This window comes from Vibrio sp. ZOR0018 (genome assembly GCF_963865925.1).
Classification (GTDB): domain Bacteria; phylum Pseudomonadota; class Gammaproteobacteria; order Enterobacterales; family Vibrionaceae; genus Vibrio; species Vibrio anguillarum.
On record NZ_CAWMCN010000108.1, the window covers coordinates 58,565 to 76,718 of the forward strand.

Consider the following 18,154-nt stretch of genomic DNA (forward strand, 5'->3'; position numbering starts at 1 on the left):
CATTATGAGTAAACTGGCGCAACTGATGCAGCAATACATTGAAAAACAATCTTTAGATCATTTGGAAGGTATTCACCAAACGGCAGTGCCGAGCGTATTGTTTTATCGCAGCAGCCGCGGTAATGGTAGACAACCCCTTGTGTATCAATCCGGTATCATATTGTTGGGGCAAGGACATAAACGCATTCATATTGGTAGCCAACCCGTAAATTATGGCCCTAATGATTACTTGGTTGTTGGGGTACCTTTACCACTTGAGTGCGAAGCTTTTGCGTCAGAAAGTGAACCGTTATTGGGCTTGACTATTAATATCGATCACTCACTTCTCCTTAAACAGGTTGATCGACTTGAGGCTTCTGGTTTTTTATCTGATTGCATAGACAAATCAAAATGCGGGCTGAAATCAGTAGAAATGGGCGCAAAGATGCAAGCAAGTGCGATTCGTTTGATGTCTGCATTGGTTGATGATCTTGAAGCTAAAGTGCTTGGCGAAAGCTTAGTCGAGGAGATTGTGTTTCGGGCATTAACCAGCGAGCACGGTTATGTGCTTTTTGATCTCGCTCATCAAGAAGGGCACTACGCCCGGATAGCCAAAGCGTTGAGTAAAGTACATCAAGAATATGATCAGTCCATTACCGTTCAGTTGCTCGCCGAAGAAGCCAATATGAGTGTTTCGGCGTTTCACCACGCCTTTAGGCTGGTGACGTTAGAATCTCCTTTACAATATTTAAAAAAAGTCAGGCTTAACAGAGCGAAAGAGCTGATTCGTGTGGAAGGCAAGCGTGTGAACGATGCCGCTCGCTTAGTTGGTTATGCCAGCGCATCTCAGTTTAGTCGAGAATATAAGCGACATTTTAATGAAACCCCAAGAGGAGTACAGCGTTAGAAATCGCGCATAAAGTTAAACTCTACATTTTTGTAACAATTAGTGTTGTTGCATATTTTTTGCTCTTTTTGATAGTGTGTAAGTTAAATAACCGGCAGGCAGTCCGTACATTGTTCTGATTTCGGCGCTTTTTTTAGAATCGGAAAATTAACCAATAATTAGTTGTTGATGCAAAATAACGATGCCTCTTTTGCAGAAATAGTGCAACTTGTTGCGAGTGATTTTTGATATTTGAACAAATTGAGGTGCTTATTTATCGCTCTGTTCTACAGTTGTTTCACGTGAGAATTAAAGTCTGGTTTCTTCTTGATACGAGGCTTTTTACAGTGAAACAATAACTTAAGGAATGAGCAGCTATGCATTTAAACAACAGGACAGTGGCAAAGGGTGTTTTTACACTGAGCACTTTAACGGCCTCTTGCTTGATGGCTTTTAACAGCTATGCAGCCGTTGATTGCACGATACTAAGCCCTTGGGAATCGTCAAAAGTTTATACTGGCGGTAACAAGGTTCAGCACAGTGGTACCGCCTACCAAGCCAACTATTGGACTCAAGGTAACGATCCAGCCAACTTTTCTGGTGATTATGCCCAGTGGAAAGTGTTGGATGTTTGCGCCACTTCCGGTGGTGAGAACCAGCTACCGACCGCGAATCTCTCTTCACCTTCCGCAGCAGATGTGATTGCTGTCGGTGATACCGTAATATTAAGTGCGAACGCAACCGATAGTGACGGCAGCGTTGCTCGAGTCGAGTTTTCTGTCGATGGTGCAATTGTGGGTATAGTCACCACGGCACCTTATAAAGCCACGTGGGTCGCAACCGCTGGTCAGCATGAATTCAGTGTTGTAGCCATCGATGATAAAGGTGATGCCAGCGTGAAAAGTGCAACGACCTTAACGGTGAAAGAGGCACAACAACCAGGCAATCAGGCTCCAACCGTTGATATTACGCTTTCTGCGGCTTCCGTTGATGTGGGGGCTTTAGTCACCTTAACCGCAAACGCTGCTGATACTGATGGAAGCGTCGATAAAGTTGATTTCTTTGTTGCGGGAACGCTGGTTGGAACGGCTGTTAGTGCTCCGTATGCCTTAGAATACACCGCGACAAAAGCGGGTAACTTGGCGGTGTTTGCACGCGCCACTGATAACCTTGGTGCGACGACAGATTCCACGTTAGCGACTTTAACAGTCAATGGCGCGCCAATAGCTAATAATTGTCGTCCTGATGGTTTATATCAAACCGAAGGTGTGAATGTACCTTATTGCACCGTTTACGATGCGGAAGGTCGTGAGATCATGGGGGCGGATCATCCACGTCGTGTGATCGGTTATTTCACCAGTTGGCGTGCGGGTGATGATCCGCAATCGGCTTACCTTGTAAAAGACATCCCGTGGGAGCAGCTCACGCACATTAACTATGCCTTCGTCAGCATAGGTTCCGATGGCAAAGTGAATGTGGGCGATGTGAACGATGCCAATAATGCGGCAGTGGGCAAAGAGTGGCCAGGGGTTGAGATTGATCCTGCATTAGGCTTTAAAGGACATTTTGGTGCGTTGGCAACAGCGAAGAAAAAATTTGATGTTAAGACCTTAATTTCTATCGGAGGCTGGGCTGAAACTGGCGGGCACTTTGATACGGCTGGCAACCGTGTCGCCGATGGTGGGTTTTATACGATGACAACCAACGCGGATGGCTCTATCAACCACGCTGGTATTGAAAAATTTGCAACATCGGCTGTTGAAATGATTCGTAAATATCAATTCGATGGTGTCGATATCGACTATGAATATCCAACCTCAATGGCGGGCGCAGGTAATCCAGATGATAAAGCGATTATGGAACCTCGCCGTGCTTATTTATGGGCGTCGTACCAAGAGTTAATGAAGGTACTACGTCAGAAGCTTGATCAAGCATCGGCACAAGATGGCCACCATTACATGCTGACGATTGCAGCACCATCTTCTGGTTATCTATTGCGTGGTATGGAGACGTTTGATGTCACTCAGTATCTTGATTATGTGAACATCATGTCTTATGACTTACACGGCGCATGGAATGATCACGTGGGTCACAACGCGGCTTTGTATGACACTGGTAAAGATTCAGAGTTAGCACAGTGGAACGTATATGGTACGGCTCAATACGGTGGTATTGGTTATCTCAACACTGACTGGGCTTATCATTATTTCCGCGGTTCTATGCCCGCAGGGCGTATCAACATCGGCGTTCCTTACTACACGCGCGGCTGGCAAGGTGTCACGGGTGGAGAGAATGGTTTATGGGGGCGAGCGGCATTACCTAACCAAGCGGAATGTGCTCCGGGCACTGGTGAGGGTGAGAAAAACAACTGTGGCCACGGCGCGGTGGGTATTGACAACATGTGGCACGACACCGATCCGAAAGGAAACGAGATGGGCGCAGGTTCAAACCCAATGTGGCATGCCAAAAACCTAGAGAAGGGAATTTGGGGCTCTTACGCCCAAGCTTATAACCTTGATCCAGTGAATGAGCCTGCCGATCAACTTGTCGGTCTTTACCAACGTCACTACGACAGCGTTGCTGTCGCGCCTTGGCTGTGGAATGCCGATAAAGGGGTGTTCTTATCAACTGAAGATAAAGAGTCTATCAACACCAAAGCCGATTATGTCATCGATAAAGAGATCGGCGGCATCATGTTTTGGGAGTTAGCAGGCGATTATAACTGTTATGTATTGGACGCTAATGGTCAACGCACTCAAGTGGATTCAACAGAGCAAGCTTGTGCAAGCGGAAATGGCGAATACCACATGGGTAATACCATGACGAAAGCAATTTATGACAAGTTTAAGTCGGCAACGCCTTATGGCAACACGCTTGCAACAGGAACGATTGCCAGTGAAACCGTAGACATCGCGGTCTCCGTTGGTGGATTTAAGGTGGGTGATCAAAACTACCCAATCAATCCGAAAATCAGCTTTACTAACAACACAGGTCAAGAGATCCCAGGTGGTACTGAGTTCCAGTTTGATATCCCCGTATCTGCACCGGATAATGCTAAAGACCAATCTGGTGGTGGTTTGAAGGTGATTGCTTCTGGCCATACTCGCGCCAACAACGTCGGTGGTTTAGACGGCGTCATGCACCGCGTAGCGTTTAGCTTACCTAATTGGAAAGCTCTGCCCGCAGGCGGCGTGTATGAGTTGGATATGGTTTACTACCTCCCTATTTCTGGGCCTGCAAATTACAGCGTAAACATTAATGGTGTCGATTACGCCTTCAAGTTTGAACAACCGGATCTTCCACTTGCTGACCTATCTTCTGGTGGCAGTGACGGTGGAGATACTGGCGGTACCACGAATCCTAGCAATGTCATTACTTGGGTTCCCGGATCCACACAGGTGAAAACTGGCGATGTTGTGACTTACAACGGGAAATGTTTTATTGCCAAAAACAACCCCGGCGTTTGGGAGTCACCGACTCAGTCAAATTGGTTTTGGGATGCAACAACGTGCCCATAACTAAGCGTGATTAATCGGTATGTTTTGAACTCAGTGTAGAGTAAGAAGCCTTAGCGTGTGCTAAGGCTTCATTTTAATGAGGGATAAATTAAGTGGGCAAAAAAATATAAGTTTAGAATTGATAACTTTCGGGTACCACAACAATGCCATTTTCTGAGATACGGAAACGCTGGGCATCTTCAACTGGGTTTAAGCCAATTTGAGTATGTGGAGGGATTTTTACATGTTTATCAATAATACACCTCATGAGCTGACACCCTGCGCCGACTTCAACATCATCAAATAAAATGCTATCGACCACTGTTGCACCATCATCAATTCTGACGTTTGAAGAAATAATAGAGTGTTGTACAGAACCTCCAGAGTTAATCACACCGTTTGAAATAATCGAATTAATGAATATACCTTCGTTACCTGTTGCAGAAGAAACCGTGCGCGCAGGTGGGTATTGCGCTTCGTAGGTACGAATGGCCCAGTTTTTTTGGTATAAGTTCATTGGTGGAACGGGTTCGAGTAAATCCATGTTAGCGTTATAAAAAGAATCAAGTGTTCCGACATCACGCCAGTAACAATCTTTAGCGACTCGCCCCCGGTCACCGCAAAACTCATACGCATAAACAGCATGGCTTTCAATCAATTTGGGAATGATGTCATTGCCAAAGTCGTGACTCGAGTTTTCCAGCTCAGCATCATTAATCAAAGCACTTTTTAATACTTCCATATCAAAAATGTAGATCCCCATAGAAACTAAGCTGCGATGAGGATTATTGGGCATGGAGGGTGGGTCACTTGGTTTTTCGATGAATGAGGTGATCTTGAAGTCATTATCCACATTCATCACGCCAAAGGCAGAAGCTTGTTCTCTTGGGACATCCATGCAGGCGATAGTCAGTGCAGCATTTTTTTGCTTATGAGCTTCGAGCATAGAAGCATAGTCCATCCGGTAGATATGATCACCAGATAAAACAACGACGTGTTTGGCATCACTGCGTGAAAGTAGCCACATATTGTGGTAGATAGCGTCCGCCGTTCCTTCGTACCATTTTCCGCCTTTTCTCATCTGCGGGGGGATCACAGAAATGAATTCGCCGAGTTCTGGATTGAAAATAGACCAGCCATCACGTAAATGTTTTTGTAATGAATGAGATTTATATTGAGTCAGGACCAAAATCTTTCGCAGCCCTGAGTGTAGGCAGTTGGTGAGTGTAAAATCAATGATTCGATATTTTCCACCAAAGGGTACAGCCGGTTTTGCTCTGTCATCGGTTAGCGGAGATAGCCGCGAACCGACGCCACCGGCTAACACAACGGTTAGTGTTTCTTGCATCTTATTTCTCCCTAAATATGTGCAATCTATTTACCATATTAGAGAGTAGTACAAGTTTTAAGCCAAAAGTAAAAATGATAGCGAACAATACGTTACAAACTAAGTTTGCGATAATTGCACGAAAATAAACCCATTTTATTTCTCGATGCACTTAAATGGTGCTAATTGTTAAGCAAATTCTTCCATCTCGACACTGGTCAATACCGAGACAAGATTACGCCCCGAAGCTTTTGACTCATACAATGCAATATCGGCCCGTTTATACACTTCTTCTGGTTTTTCTGTAATGTCAGTGATGCCACCGCTGATCGACACTTCTAAACGATGATTTAAGTGAACGGCTACTCGTAAACGGTGCATGACCAACTCAGCTTCTGCCAGTGGTGTATGAGGCATAATGATGGCAAACTCTTCGCCTCCGATGCGAGCTAAAAAGTCCGTTTCTCTTAGGTGCTCACTTAATTGTGTTGCGACAGAACGAATGATTTTATCGCCTTCTGCATGGCCTAATTTATCATTAATACGTTTAAAATGGTCGATATCAATAATCGCTAAGCACGACTGCACTTGAGCTTGGTAACGTTTTACGCGTAAGCATTCTGAACGCATTTCTTGATCAAATTTCCTGCGGTTCCAAATGTTGGTGAGTGCATCTTTCTCGCTGAGCTCACGCAGGCGATTTTCTAGCTCTTTGCGATGACTAATATCAACAAAGGAGGCCACATAAAACTGAATAATTCCGTCTGAATCACGGATGGTTTGAATACGTAAGATCTCGGTTTGCATTGAGCCATCTTTACGCTTATTAATGACTTCACCTTCCCATAGCCCTTCGTCTTGCAGCACTTTCCACATATTCATGTAAAAAGCTTGATTGTGCTTACCGGAGGAAAAAACGGAAGGTTGTTTACCTCTTACCTCGGCTAAGGTGTAGCCGCTGATCCGGGTAAACTCATTGTTTACTTTGATAATGCGGTTATTACGATCGGTAATCACCATAGCGGACATACCATTCATCGCCGCCCTAGCCAGTTTGCTCTCGATACTGTTTTTATCGTGGTTTGCGTTCCAACGAATAAAACCGGCGGCAATCGTCATTACTAATAGCGCGATGCCAACCGCTTGAAAGCCAATTTTTAGCTCTGTGGCAGAAAGCAATTTATTGAGGGCATCACCATTTAATGACTGAATTAGGTAAATTGGCTCCATTTCTGGGAATATGGATTGCAAAGGAACTTGAGTAAAACTATACCAGCAGTTGTTATCCCATACCGTGCCAGAAGCTTGCTCTTGCATACTTTTCCATAGTATAGGGGCGACACTGTTAATATTCAGCATGTGGTATTTCGACGGGTTTTCTTGTTGAGATAAGATCTCATTTTCATGATGAATATACTGCCCCTTGAAACTGATGATGTCTGGGCGACTCAGTGAATTTAACCTCTGGTTAAATTTTTTGTACAACTGGGTTAAATTAAGATTTGCTACAAAATAGCCTTGCCTTTTTCCATCAAAATCTATTGGTGCAATAATCCTAAATACTGCGGTTATCTGGGAAGTAGTACCATAATTTTCTTCTTCTCTTTCACTATCAACACCGAAGATCCCAATTTGGTTTGGGGAAAGGTTTTGCGCATACTGAAAATAGTCTCGGTGCAATTTGTTTTTTAGTTGTGATCTTGGTACTGCTTCTGTTGATCCATTACTCTGATTCACGCGAATTAATTCGTTACCCGCTATATCAAAAAGCCTGAGCCGAGAATAAAGGGTTTGAATACGAGCTGCTAATAACCAAAACGCCTGTACCGCTTCGATATTTTCGGTGGAGGGAAGACGTAATGCGCTGTACAACATGGTGTTGTTTGACAATATTTGAGTTGAATTGTAAACGTCATTAAACGCAGTAAGCAGTTCGTGCTTATTGTATTCGAGTTGAGCATGGCTTTTTTGTTCGATCATTTGCACAGTTTGTTCATGAGCTTTGTCGAATTCTTTGACGAAATAAAGAAAGGGTACAACCCCAAGCACGACACTAACAAATAGCCATTGAGCTAAGTATTTATAGAAAGAGCGAAACATAGCGGCACATATAAGTTATTGAGTGCATAGTATATCGCTGATATATGAGAAGTCGCTTCCAAATATCTGATATCGCGGAGTACATCAAATTTGTGGGGTAATTCTATTGATATAAAGAGTAAAAAGAAGCGCACACCAAGTAGTTAAGAAGCATTATGCGCTTAAGCCTGAAGGCCGTTTTACGTTTTAGAATTGAAAACGAACATTCATGACGATCTGTGAGCCGTAAACGCCGTTGTTTTTGGTTTCAGCTCCTAACGATAATTGTTCGGTAGAGTGAAAAAGTAATCCAGCGCAAAATACCGAGTGTTCATCGTTCTTACCCAGTTTAATATTGGCTTCAATTTGGCTCGATAACCAGATCCGGCTACCAATATTAAACTCCAACTGGGTTTCACTTTTGCCACCCTGTTCATCGGTAGGTCTAATGTGGTGAATAAGCACTTGTCCGTAGACATCAGCAAATTGGCTTATTGGGCCGTTAAAACCAATTCCGCCAGCGGTATCCCAATCTCCGTCAAATCTCGAATCGTAATGAACGATCAGGTGTGTATTATCGGTTAAATAAGTACTAAATTCTGCACCTGAGGATTCAGGGCTGATAGCGGTTCTGACTTCAAAGAAGTTATAATTAAAATTGTTAGCTTGCGCAGAGAAAGAAAGAACGCATGACAAACCGACTAGGCCTAGTGAGTACGCTTTTTTATACATGTACGCTTCGTCCTGAAAAGATGAAAATTAAGCTGAATAAGATACAGCAATGGCCTGCAAATTACAGGCCATTTTCACAAAAAAATCCATCTTATTTTTTGTGTTTTACCATCAAGAGAGCAATAAACAATAATGATTATAGAACTTGGATCTGATCCACTTCGATTTCAGGTGTCAGTCCTCCTTCATATTCGCCATAAAGGCGAACCTTAGTCTCAGCATTGAGTGGCGTTGTGAAGTGGATATCATCATCCAGTTCTACTTGAATCTCACCGTTGCCATCACTGAATACGAATGTGTCTTTTCTGATTTGACGAATCAACTTTCCTTCAACCACAACATGCTTTTCTGTAAACATATTGGTGTCTTTTAGCAACGATTCCACAGACGTAAGTTCGATAGGACCATTGTAATTGATGGTATTACTGTTTTGGTTATGGTTACCTGCAAAAGCGAAAACAGGAGCAATAATCATCGAAGCTGCTAGGGCTAGTGTTGTACGTTTCATTTTTAATTCCTCTATGGGTTTGTTGTTTTGATGAAGCGATTTAAACACTAAGATGTTGAACACACTCTGAGCGGAACATTAATATTCCATTCATTTTATTGAGTGAGTAGCAGCTGTGACGGTATGATTACCAGCAAACGCCTATCGTAGAGTTAATATGGAATCAACATTAAGGTCATTGATGGTGCAGGGCACCACTTCCGACGCTGGAAAAAGTGTACTAGTTGCAGGCTTATGCCGAGTGTTAGCACGTCGAGGAATAAAAGTAGCCCCTTTTAAGCCGCAAAACATGGCGCTCAATAGTGCGGTGACGGCCGATGGTGGCGAAATCGGGAGAGCGCAAGCTGTTCAGGCTCAAGCGTGTGGCGTTGAGCCATCGGTACACATGAACCCTGTATTACTCAAGCCAAATTCAGACACGGGTGCGCAGGTTATCCTGCAAGGCAGAGCGCTCTCTAATATGGAAGCAACGGGTTATCACGATTATAAGAAAGTCGCGATGAATACTGTGCTTGATTCCTACGCTCGGTTACAAGCCGAGTATCAAAGTGTCATGATTGAAGGGGCGGGAAGCCCGGCTGAAATCAACCTACGCGAAAATGACATTGCTAACATGGGGTTTGCTGAAGCGGCCGATGTACCTGTGATTATCATTGCCGATATTGATAGAGGCGGTGTATTTGCTCATCTGTATGGCACGTTAGCACTGCTTTCTGAATCGGAACAGCTGCGTGTAAAAGGGTTTGTGATTAACCGCTTTCGAGGTGATATTGCGTTACTGCAATCTGGCCTTGATTGGTTAGAAGCAAAAACGGGTAAACCCGTCATTGGTGTGCTGCCTTATTTACATGGCTTTGATTTAGAAGCTGAAGATGCGATCACTCAAGCGCAAACCCTCAGCAGCAACAGTAAATTGAATATTGTGGTGCCAGTGTTGACTCGCATTAGTAACCATACTGATTTTGATGCGTTGCGTTTAAATCCTGATGTTGACTTACGTTATGTGGGAAAGGGTGAACGGATCGAAAATGCGGATCTGATTCTGCTTCCGGGCAGTAAATCTGTAAGGGACGATCTTGCGTATCTTCGCTCGCAAGGTTGGGATCAGGATATCAAACGTCACTTGCGTTTCGGAGGCAAAGTGATGGGCATTTGTGGTGGTTACCAAATGTTAGGTCGGGTAATTCGCGATCCACTCGGTGTTGAAGGTGAAACGGGCGAAAGTGAAGGACTGGGGTTGTTGAACGTCAGTACAGAACTCACCGCTGAAAAAACGCTCAGGAATGTTCAAGGCGAGCTTATTTTACCGCAAGGTAAAGCGAAGGTCTCAGGCTACGAGATCCACGTTGGACGCACAACGCTCGATGATGCATCATCCTCAGCAATCATCACGTTAGACAATGGCAACCGTGACGGTTTATTAAGTGATTGCCAGCAAGTGTTGGGGACTTACATGCACGGAATTTTTGATAGTTTTCCTGCAACTGAGCTTATCTGTCGCTGGGCTGGTGCCGCTGATATAAGTTATTACGATCATGTGGCGCAAAAAGAACAAGCCATTAACCGCATTGCGGATGCGATTGAAGAGCATTTGAACTTGGCCTTATTATGGCCAGAATTAACGGAGCGTTAACATGAGAAAAATACTGCTCTCTATCGTCGCCATGCTGTGCTGTACGGCGGTTTATGCACAAGAGAAAATCACTGTTTATGCAGCGTCATCCATGACGAATGCGGTTAATGAATTGATTGCGGCTTACCAGCCGAAACAACCGTTAGATATTGTGCCCGTTTATGCGGGTTCATCCGCGCTTGCTCGTCAAATTGAGCAAGGTGCACCAGCGGATATTTTTATTTCAGCCAATGATAACTGGGTTACTCACTTGCTTAACAAGAACATTGTGACGAGCGATAAGGTCACATTGTTGGCTGGAAATCAGCTGGTGCTTATCGCCCCTCAATCGTCGAAGCTCAATTCGCTGGTGGTAAATGATGTTGCGGCATGGCTTGACGCCTTGAACGGTTCACGTTTAGCGATAGGTAACACAATGGCAGTGCCTGTGGGAATGTATGCCAAAGAGGCACTAGAAAAGTTAAAAGTGTGGTCGTCGCTCGCCCCTATGCTGGCTCAAACCAATAACGTACGTTTAGCGCTTGCGCTAGTGGAACGTCAAGAAGCCGCACTTGGTATTGTATATAAGACGGATGCATTGATGAGCCATAAGGTCAAAGTGGTACACGAATTTGATTCAAGCCTACACAGCGCCATCCATTATCCTTTAGTGCAGCTAACTGAGCGTGATACGGTGAATCAATTCATGCTTTTTTTACGCAGCGATCAAGCAAAAAGTATCTTACAGAACTACGGTTTTAGCGTGATGATAGGAACGGATTCCTTTGCTTTCTGAGTACGAATGGGTTGCACTGCAACTGAGCTTAAAAGTCGCGATTTATACCGTGCTTTGGCTCTTACCGCTGGGAATGTTTTTTGCGTGGCTACTCGCCAGAAAGCAGTTTTGGGGTAAAAGTATACTGGATAGTCTAGTGCATTTGCCGCTCGTATTACCGCCAGTGGTTGTGGGGTATCTTCTGCTGATCACCATGGGTAAACAAGGCGTAATTGGACAGTGGCTTGATAATATGTTTGGCTTGCGTTTCAGCTTCAGTTGGCGTGGAGCCGTGTTGGCGTGTGTCATCATTGCACTGCCCTTGATGGTTCGTGCGATTCGTTTAAGCCTTGAAAGCGTCGATCCTAAGTTAGAGCAAGCGGCTCGAACCTTAGGCGCTTCACCACTCAAAGTTTTTTTGACCATTACATTACCCTTAACGATACCCGGGCTGATCACTGGCGCGATGCTCTCTTTTGCTCGCAGCCTAGGTGAGTTTGGAGCCACCATTAGCTTTGTGTCCAATATTCCCGGTGAAACACAAACGCTTCCTCTTGCGATGTATAACTTTTTAGAAACGCCAGGAGCCGAAATGGAAGCGATGCGTTTGTGTATTATCTCCATCGCGATTGCCTTGGCTTCGTTATTCATTTCTGAAGTGATTAGCCGCCGAATGACGCGGCGCTTAGGGACTCAATGATGAGTGGGTTAAAGATTCAATTTGAAAAACAGTTAGGTGATATCAAGCTTAATGCGGATTTGGTTTTACCAAGCCGTGGTATTTGTGCGGTTTTCGGGCGTTCAGGGGCGGGGAAAACCTCCTTCATCAATATTATCAGTGGATTGGTGAAGCCTGAACTTGGTGAAATCGAGATCAATGGCCGCATCCTTTTTAGCCAACGAAAAAAGATTAACTTGCCTGTTGAAAAGCGCAATGTTGGTTACGTTTTTCAAGATGCTCGATTGTTTCCACATTACACCGTTCATGGCAATTTAAACTATGGTGTCAAAAAAAAGGATGCCGACCACTTCGCCGCCATCGTAAAATTATTGGCTTTAGCGCCATTACTTACACGTTATCCGCCTGATTTATCTGGTGGGGAGAAACAGCGAGTAGCGATTGGCCGAGCCTTACTATCCAAGCCAGATATTTTATTGATGGATGAGCCGTTGGCATCGCTCGATATGCCGCGCAAACGTGAAGTGATGCCTTTTTTGGAAGAGCTGGCTCATAGCGTACATATTCCCATTCTCTATGTGACGCACAGCATGAATGAAATTTTGCGTCTGGCTAATCATTTAGTTGTGTTAGAGCAGGGCGCTGTGCTGATAAGCGGTGAGCTAGAGCAAGTGTGGTCTTCAAATTATATGCGTCCTTGGCAATCATTTGCCGACCAAAGTAGTCTGTTTTCTGCCCACATCTGCCAGCACAACAAAGATTATGCGCTCACACAGGTCTCGCTTGCAGATGATGTCAAACTTTGGGTGCAATATGTGGAAGGCGAGGTAGGCTCTGCACTGCGATTACAGATCCGTGCAAATGATGTTTCGGTGGCGCTTGATAAGCCAAACCGGACGTCAATTCGTAATATTCTGCCTGCGCAGATTTGCCAGCTTGAAAAGCAGCCTCTAGGTACTGATAAACAGAGTGTGGGGATAAAACTCAAGTTAGGCGAAGGGTGTTACCTGTGGGCTACGGTAACCAAATGGGCGGCCGATGAGCTACAACTGGATGTTGGTGATTCGCTGTATGTGCAAATTAAAGGCGTGAGCGTGTCGCAGCGTGATATCGTCTTAACGCATTAATGTTTTTCATTATTAATGTATTGATTCAATAACCTAAGTCTCTCTTATCTCGAGTTCAGGTTCAATAGAAAAAGCCGTCATATAAAATTGACGGCTTTATGCTCAATGGTGTGCGTTTTATTTTGCAAACACGTCTTTAAAGTCGCGTTTTAGAATCGGGTCGCGGCGTGCTTTTTTGATCTGTTTAACCATATCTTTCACACAGTTATGCAGCACTTGATCAAGAAGCTCTGCTCGGTACTCTTCTTTATCTTGGTCTGTCATCTCTTTCGGTAAATTCAATGTTGGGAACTCCTCCATGACATTGACACCAGCAAAAGCTTGGCTAACAGAGATCAACGCATGAAACTGTTCAAAATTATCCAACACATTTTGCGCACTGGCTGGTAGAGAGTTCCAAGACTCTCGTACCGCTTCTTCAGAGACTTCATGTATAGACACGACCATGTAGTACATCTCTTGTGGCACTTGATCAAATTCAATTACTTGGCGCAATTCTGGCGAGATGGCGTCTAAGTCCACTACAGGTTGTTCGGTTTGCTTTACTTCAGACATGAAGATATCTCTTTAGGGGAAAAGCTACATGCTAAAAATTTATAGCGAAAAGTCAATATTGTGCGCAAAATTAAACAAAGAAAGTGAATAAATCTATGTTATACGTAAGCATATGATTGAAATTTAAAGGGGTTACAGATGGTAAGTTCGGGCTCTTCTATGAGGATCTTACTGGTCGATGATGTACAACTGGATCGAATGCAACTCACCATTCGTCTTAAACAGCTCGGTCATCACGTGGAAGCGGTTGCCAGTGGACAAGCGGCACTGGATATTTATCGAAAATTTGATCCAGAATTGATTTTGATGGATATTTCGATGCCCGGAATGAATGGTTTTGAATTGTCGAAAAAAATACGTTTACAACACCATGAATGGGTGCCGATTATCTTTTTAAGTGGACATGATGAACCATCGATGATTGCTAAAGCGATAGAGGCAGGTGGGGATGACTACTTAACCAAGCCAGTTGATAAGCTTGTGCTTAATTCCAAATTACTCGCGATGCAGCGTATTGCCAGCATGCGTCGAGAGCTGAAGCGAGCGACAGTCAAATTGGAAGAACTCAATCGAGTTTTGCAGCAGCAAGCGAATGAAGATGGTTTAACGCAGCTCTTCAATCGCCGATTTATGGACGATAAACTTAAAGAGATGATCAGCTGGCATGGGCGGCACAAATTTCCAATGAGCCTCATTTTGATCGATGTGGACTATTTCAAACGGTTTAACGATAACTACGGCCATATAGAAGGAGATAACTGCTTGATTAGCATTGCGCAAACGGTGAATCAGTTATTTGTGCGCACTGGTGAGTATGTAGGGCGATATGGCGGTGAAGAGTTTTTAGTGCTGCTGGGCAATGCCAATTATGAACAAACACTGATTGCCGCTGAGCGAATCCAACAATCAATGATCAAGGCACACTATCCTCATCAATACAGCGAAATTGCTGATCATGTCACCTTATCTCAAGGTGTCATCTCGTTAACGCCGAATGGTACTGAGTCTATCGCTAATATTTACAATCTGGCCGACGAAGCCTTGTACCAAGCAAAGCATCAAGGTAGAAATTGCTTTATTTCTTACGATGTTACCAATGCAGTATTAAGCTAATACATACACTTCACTCGCTCTTTTTTGTTAGCACTTAAGCAATATGGTCTACACTAGTACTAACGCTTTGGATTAGAAGTCAGGATGCATATATCAACTTTTTTGGCTTATGGGTGCACTTTATGGACAGATTGCAGTATTTTTCACCAGAGAGGGTGGCGGATATGGTTGGTGAAGAGAATGTGAATGAGATGCTGTGCAGCTATCGAAAAAGCCTGTTGGAAGCTTTGAACAAACTTAGCAGTGCGCTTTGTTGCAACCAAGTTGAGGTGATTCACCACATTTCACACACCATGAAATCGTCATCTCGGTTTGTCGGAGCGGATGTATTAGCATCTGAATTCCAGAAACTTGAAGCCGCAACTGATAATCTAACCAATGTTACTCAAGGCACCGAGTTTTCAATCAGTTCGATCAATGATCAAAGTAAGCTGTTGTTGGACGAAATCAACCAATATATGAATAAATAAAACGATGAAGCTAAGTGAGAATCAAATGGAAAAAGTACATTTGAAAGTCATGTGCATAGATGATGATGTTTTTATGCTTAAAGCCATTGCTCGTTTGATCAGGCGTATTCGTCCAGAATGGGAAATTATACTCGTTTCAGAGCCACTAGATTGGTTGTCAGAATGGAATAAGCATAATTGCCAACCGCCAGCCATTATCATTTCAGATTTACTCATGCCGCATAAATGTGGCGATGAGCTTTTAAAAGAGGTAAAGCAGTCTTACCCGCAAGTAGTGAGAGCTCTTTTAACTGGGAATACGCAGGAGAATTTGCCTCAAAAAGCGCATGCGTATTCCCACTTCGTACTGCCTAAGCCATTCACACAAGAGGACTTTGAACGCTTATTTGAATGTACCGAACGTCTTTATCAAATGCCGTTTAACAGTGAGTGTCGAACTAAACTCGGAAGCTTGAAAGATCTTCCGGTGTTACCCAATTCGATACATCGTTTACAACAAACTATCGCCTCTCCTACTTGTGATCTTCAATCGATCGCAGACACCATTAGCCATGAGCCTGTATTAGTCGCACGAGTGTTTCAAATTGCCAATTCTTCTTACTTAGGTTTTCGTCGAACTACAGATTCACTATCGGAAGCTGTTGGACGTTTAGGCGCGACTTTAGTGGAGAGCATCGCCATATCGTTATTGAGCCATCACGCTAACAGCTTAGTTTCAAAAAAGGCCCACCAAGATATTTCAGAACAGGCGCTGAGGGTGAGCTATATATCCCGTTTACTGGCTAAAAACTTGGGGTACTCCCTACAAGATAAAGATCGGGTGTTTGTCTCAAGCTTGCTTACCGCAATCGGAAAATTGATTTTGATGGAGGAAGGCGCTGATATCCATAATGTTGATTCTTTCTTGGAGCTTCAACAAGAATATGCTGATTACTACATAGTAACGGCATATATGCTGATGATATGGGGATACGGTTCAGAGATTGGAGAGATCGTTCTTAATCAAAGTAAGAGTGATTTTTTTTCAGATGACAAATCTGTTGTACTTGGCAGTATTGTGGGGCTTGCAAATCGTATAGAAGCATGTAAGGAAAATGAGAGCTACCAAACACTGATTGACGGTGTACCAAGTTCCATTGCAAGCGTATTAGTTGAGCTAAAACCCATATTTATTGAGTAATTATATAATTACTTTTTTTGGTTAGAGGGAGCGAGCATGGCAATTAAAATTACAATAGCAGACGATTCAAAGATGTCGAGAAAAGCGGTAATGAGGGCGATTCCTGAAGAGTGGGATGTAGAAATCAACGAAGCCCAAAATGGCAAAGAAGCCCTAGTCAATTACCAAAATGGGTGCGCTGAAGTGATGTTTTTAGATTTGACGATGCCAGAAATGGATGGCTTCCAAGTCCTTGAATATTTGCATAGCATTGATGCTAAAAGTATTGTCATTGTCATTAGTGCCGATATTCAACCTTTTGCTCAGCAGCGCGTAAGAGAACTCGGTGCAGTCACCTTTTTGCAAAAACCACTTGACCCAGCACAGCTAAAACAAACATTGCACGAGGTAGGACTATTATGACAATGGCACTTTCAGAAGACCATAAAGACGCCCTGCAAGAATTTATGAATATCTCAATGGGCAGAGCAGCAAATAAACTTGCTACCTTGCTTAATTTGCACGTCACTATATCTGTACCCAGTATTGGAGTGGCAACGGATGAGGATTTAGCGCAACTGCAATCTTATGAAACCGATTATTACTACACTCGGCAGTCTTTTTTTGGTGGCATGGATGGTGAGTTAGTGACCTTAATGAGCAGAAAAGGCTGTGAACAGATAGTGAGCGATCTAAAACAATCAACAGGTGATGCTCAAGATGTCGTGAGCCTAGAAGAGAGCATTTTAGATATCTCGAATATTTTATCTGGTGCAAGTCTAAAGGGTCTATGTCAGCAAATAGACATAAAAACTAAAATTCAGTCTCCAGTGCTGTTTTATCCGTCAACACAGCCGCTCCCCATTTCTCAGTGGAAGCTATCTTTAATTATGGAAATCTCTTTTTTAGTCGAAAAAGCGTCATTCTCTGCTAAAACCATCATCTGTTTTGCAGACAACGAATTGGATAAGGTACTCATTCACCTCGATGAGTTGATGTAGGAGTTTGGAATGGGAAAAAGCCGCTTACTGCTTTCTGATCTGCTGGATCAACTCTCTTTTGCGTTGTGCATAGTACGGCAGGATTACATTATCGTGAAAGCGAATGACTATTTCCAATCCCGAGTCATTTTTGATGGTGATGTGATGCAAGGAAAGAACATACTTGAACTATTTCCCCATTCCGCAGACTACCTTAAACGAAAAATTGATACGGCATTGGTGATTGAAACTTCAAGCTTTAGTAGCTGGGAGCAAAAGCCTCATCTACTGCCCTTTAAAAGCTCCCGCCCTGTATCGGGCGAAGAAGATCAGATGTATCAAGATTTGGAGATCATCCCTATTCATAGTGAAGATGGGACCATCGAGCATGTTTGTATATGTGTCTATGATGTAACGATACAAGCTAGCCAGCAGCAGGAACTTAAACGCATTTCTTATCAATTAGAGCAAGAACATCAAGCGCAAAAAGTGTTAATTAAAAAACTCGAAGATGCTCAAGGACAACTACTGCAATCAGAGAAAATGGCCTCTATTGGGCAGCTTTCGGCAGGCATTGCTCATGAGATCAATAATCCAGTGGGTTTTATCACATCCAATATTCAAACACTTAGTGACTATTTTCAAACGCTAGCCGCCGTTTTAGAAGGGATAAAAC

At 43.6% G+C, this 18,154-nt stretch carries 16 protein-coding genes and 1 pseudogene; 12 read left to right on the plus strand and 5 right to left on the minus strand.

Going from position 1 to position 18,154, the window contains the following annotated elements; all coding sequences use genetic code 11:
• Positions 1–4 precede the first annotated feature (4 nt).
• Together AACR75_RS09105 and AACR75_RS09110 are read left to right on the plus strand one after the other, a co-directional pair.
• Positions 5–886, plus strand: a complete 882-nt coding sequence (locus tag AACR75_RS09105; protein ID WP_047689683.1) for an AraC family transcriptional regulator — start codon at positions 5–7, stop codon at positions 884–886.
• Between the two features lie 356 nt (positions 887–1,242).
• Positions 1,243–4,383, plus strand: a complete 3,141-nt coding sequence (locus AACR75_RS09110; RefSeq protein ID WP_047689685.1) for a chitinase C-terminal domain-containing protein — start codon at positions 1,243–1,245, stop codon at positions 4,381–4,383.
• Between the two features lie 112 nt (positions 4,384–4,495).
• Here the strand turns inward: AACR75_RS09110 and glgC are convergent, their stop codons facing one another.
• From glgC to AACR75_RS09130, 4 genes are all read right to left on the minus strand, one after another.
• Positions 4,496–5,710, minus strand: a complete 1,215-nt coding sequence (gene glgC, locus AACR75_RS09115; protein WP_013867890.1) for a glucose-1-phosphate adenylyltransferase — start codon at positions 5,708–5,710, stop codon at positions 4,496–4,498.
• Between the two features lie 168 nt (positions 5,711–5,878).
• A complete protein-coding gene (locus AACR75_RS09120; protein ID WP_047689687.1) occupies positions 5,879–7,789 on the minus strand; it encodes a sensor domain-containing diguanylate cyclase in 1,911 nt (636 codons plus the stop codon).
• A gap of 186 nt (positions 7,790–7,975) precedes the next feature.
• Entirely contained in the window at positions 7,976–8,500 is a 525-nt protein-coding gene (locus tag AACR75_RS09125) for a hypothetical protein (protein ID WP_047689689.1), read from the minus strand.
• A gap of 136 nt (positions 8,501–8,636) precedes the next feature.
• Positions 8,637–9,008, minus strand: a complete 372-nt coding sequence (locus AACR75_RS09130; RefSeq protein ID WP_047689691.1) for a YgiW/YdeI family stress tolerance OB fold protein — start codon at positions 9,006–9,008, stop codon at positions 8,637–8,639.
• 157 nt (positions 9,009–9,165) lie between these two features.
• Between AACR75_RS09130 and AACR75_RS09135 the strand changes: the two genes are divergently transcribed.
• The 4 genes from AACR75_RS09135 to modC are packed head-to-tail and all read left to right on the plus strand — an operon-like array spanning position 9,166 to position 13,201.
• On the plus strand, positions 9,166–10,641 hold the full coding sequence (locus AACR75_RS09135; protein WP_047689695.1) for a cobyric acid synthase: 1,476 nt from the start codon (positions 9,166–9,168) through the stop codon (positions 10,639–10,641).
• Between the two features lies 1 nt (position 10,642).
• Positions 10,643–11,416, plus strand: a complete 774-nt coding sequence (modA, locus tag AACR75_RS09140; RefSeq protein ID WP_047689698.1) for a molybdate ABC transporter substrate-binding protein — start codon at positions 10,643–10,645, stop codon at positions 11,414–11,416.
• The gene (gene modB / locus AACR75_RS09145) at positions 11,406–12,095 is read left to right on the plus strand and encodes a molybdate ABC transporter permease subunit (RefSeq protein WP_017046414.1); all 690 of its coding nucleotides are present in this window, start codon (positions 11,406–11,408) and stop codon (positions 12,093–12,095) included. Before modA ends, modB begins: the two co-directional genes overlap by 11 nt.
• Positions 12,095–13,201, plus strand: a complete 1,107-nt coding sequence (gene modC / locus AACR75_RS09150) for a molybdenum ABC transporter ATP-binding protein ModC (protein WP_040122869.1) — start codon at positions 12,095–12,097, stop codon at positions 13,199–13,201. Before modB ends, modC begins: the two co-directional genes overlap by 1 nt.
• A gap of 117 nt (positions 13,202–13,318) precedes the next feature.
• Here modC and AACR75_RS09155 read toward each other — a convergent pair whose 3' ends face one another.
• A complete protein-coding gene (locus AACR75_RS09155; protein WP_017046416.1) occupies positions 13,319–13,756 on the minus strand; it encodes a DUF3069 domain-containing protein in 438 nt (145 codons plus the stop codon).
• A 138-nt stretch (positions 13,757–13,894) separates the two neighbouring features.
• Here AACR75_RS09155 and AACR75_RS09160 point away from each other — a divergent pair, with 138 nt between their 5' ends.
• The 6 genes and pseudogenes from AACR75_RS09160 to AACR75_RS18590 all read left to right on the plus strand — a co-directional run.
• Entirely contained in the window at positions 13,895–14,869 is a 975-nt protein-coding gene (locus AACR75_RS09160) for a diguanylate cyclase domain-containing protein (protein ID WP_047689701.1), read from the plus strand.
• 164 nt (positions 14,870–15,033) lie between these two features.
• Entirely contained in the window at positions 15,034–15,339 is a 306-nt protein-coding gene (locus AACR75_RS09165; RefSeq protein ID WP_047689703.1) for an Hpt domain-containing protein, read from the plus strand.
• 4 nt (positions 15,340–15,343) lie between these two features.
• Positions 15,344–16,519: an HDOD domain-containing protein gene (locus AACR75_RS09170; RefSeq protein WP_019282210.1), complete on the plus strand. Its 1,176-nt coding sequence runs from the start codon at positions 15,344–15,346 to the stop codon at positions 16,517–16,519.
• A gap of 36 nt (positions 16,520–16,555) precedes the next feature.
• Entirely contained in the window at positions 16,556–16,921 is a 366-nt protein-coding gene (locus AACR75_RS09175; RefSeq protein WP_019282209.1) for a response regulator, read from the plus strand.
• Positions 16,918–17,499 carry a chemotaxis protein CheC gene (locus AACR75_RS09180; protein ID WP_013867877.1) on the plus strand — a complete coding sequence of 194 codons (582 nt, stop codon included), beginning with the start codon at positions 16,918–16,920 and terminating at the stop codon, positions 17,497–17,499. Before AACR75_RS09175 ends, AACR75_RS09180 begins: the two co-directional genes overlap by 4 nt.
• Before the next feature lie 9 nt (positions 17,500–17,508).
• A pseudogene (locus AACR75_RS18590) lies at positions 17,509–18,151 on the plus strand (PAS domain-containing protein); the annotation flags it as partial.
• Positions 18,152–18,154: the final 3 nt, after the last annotated feature.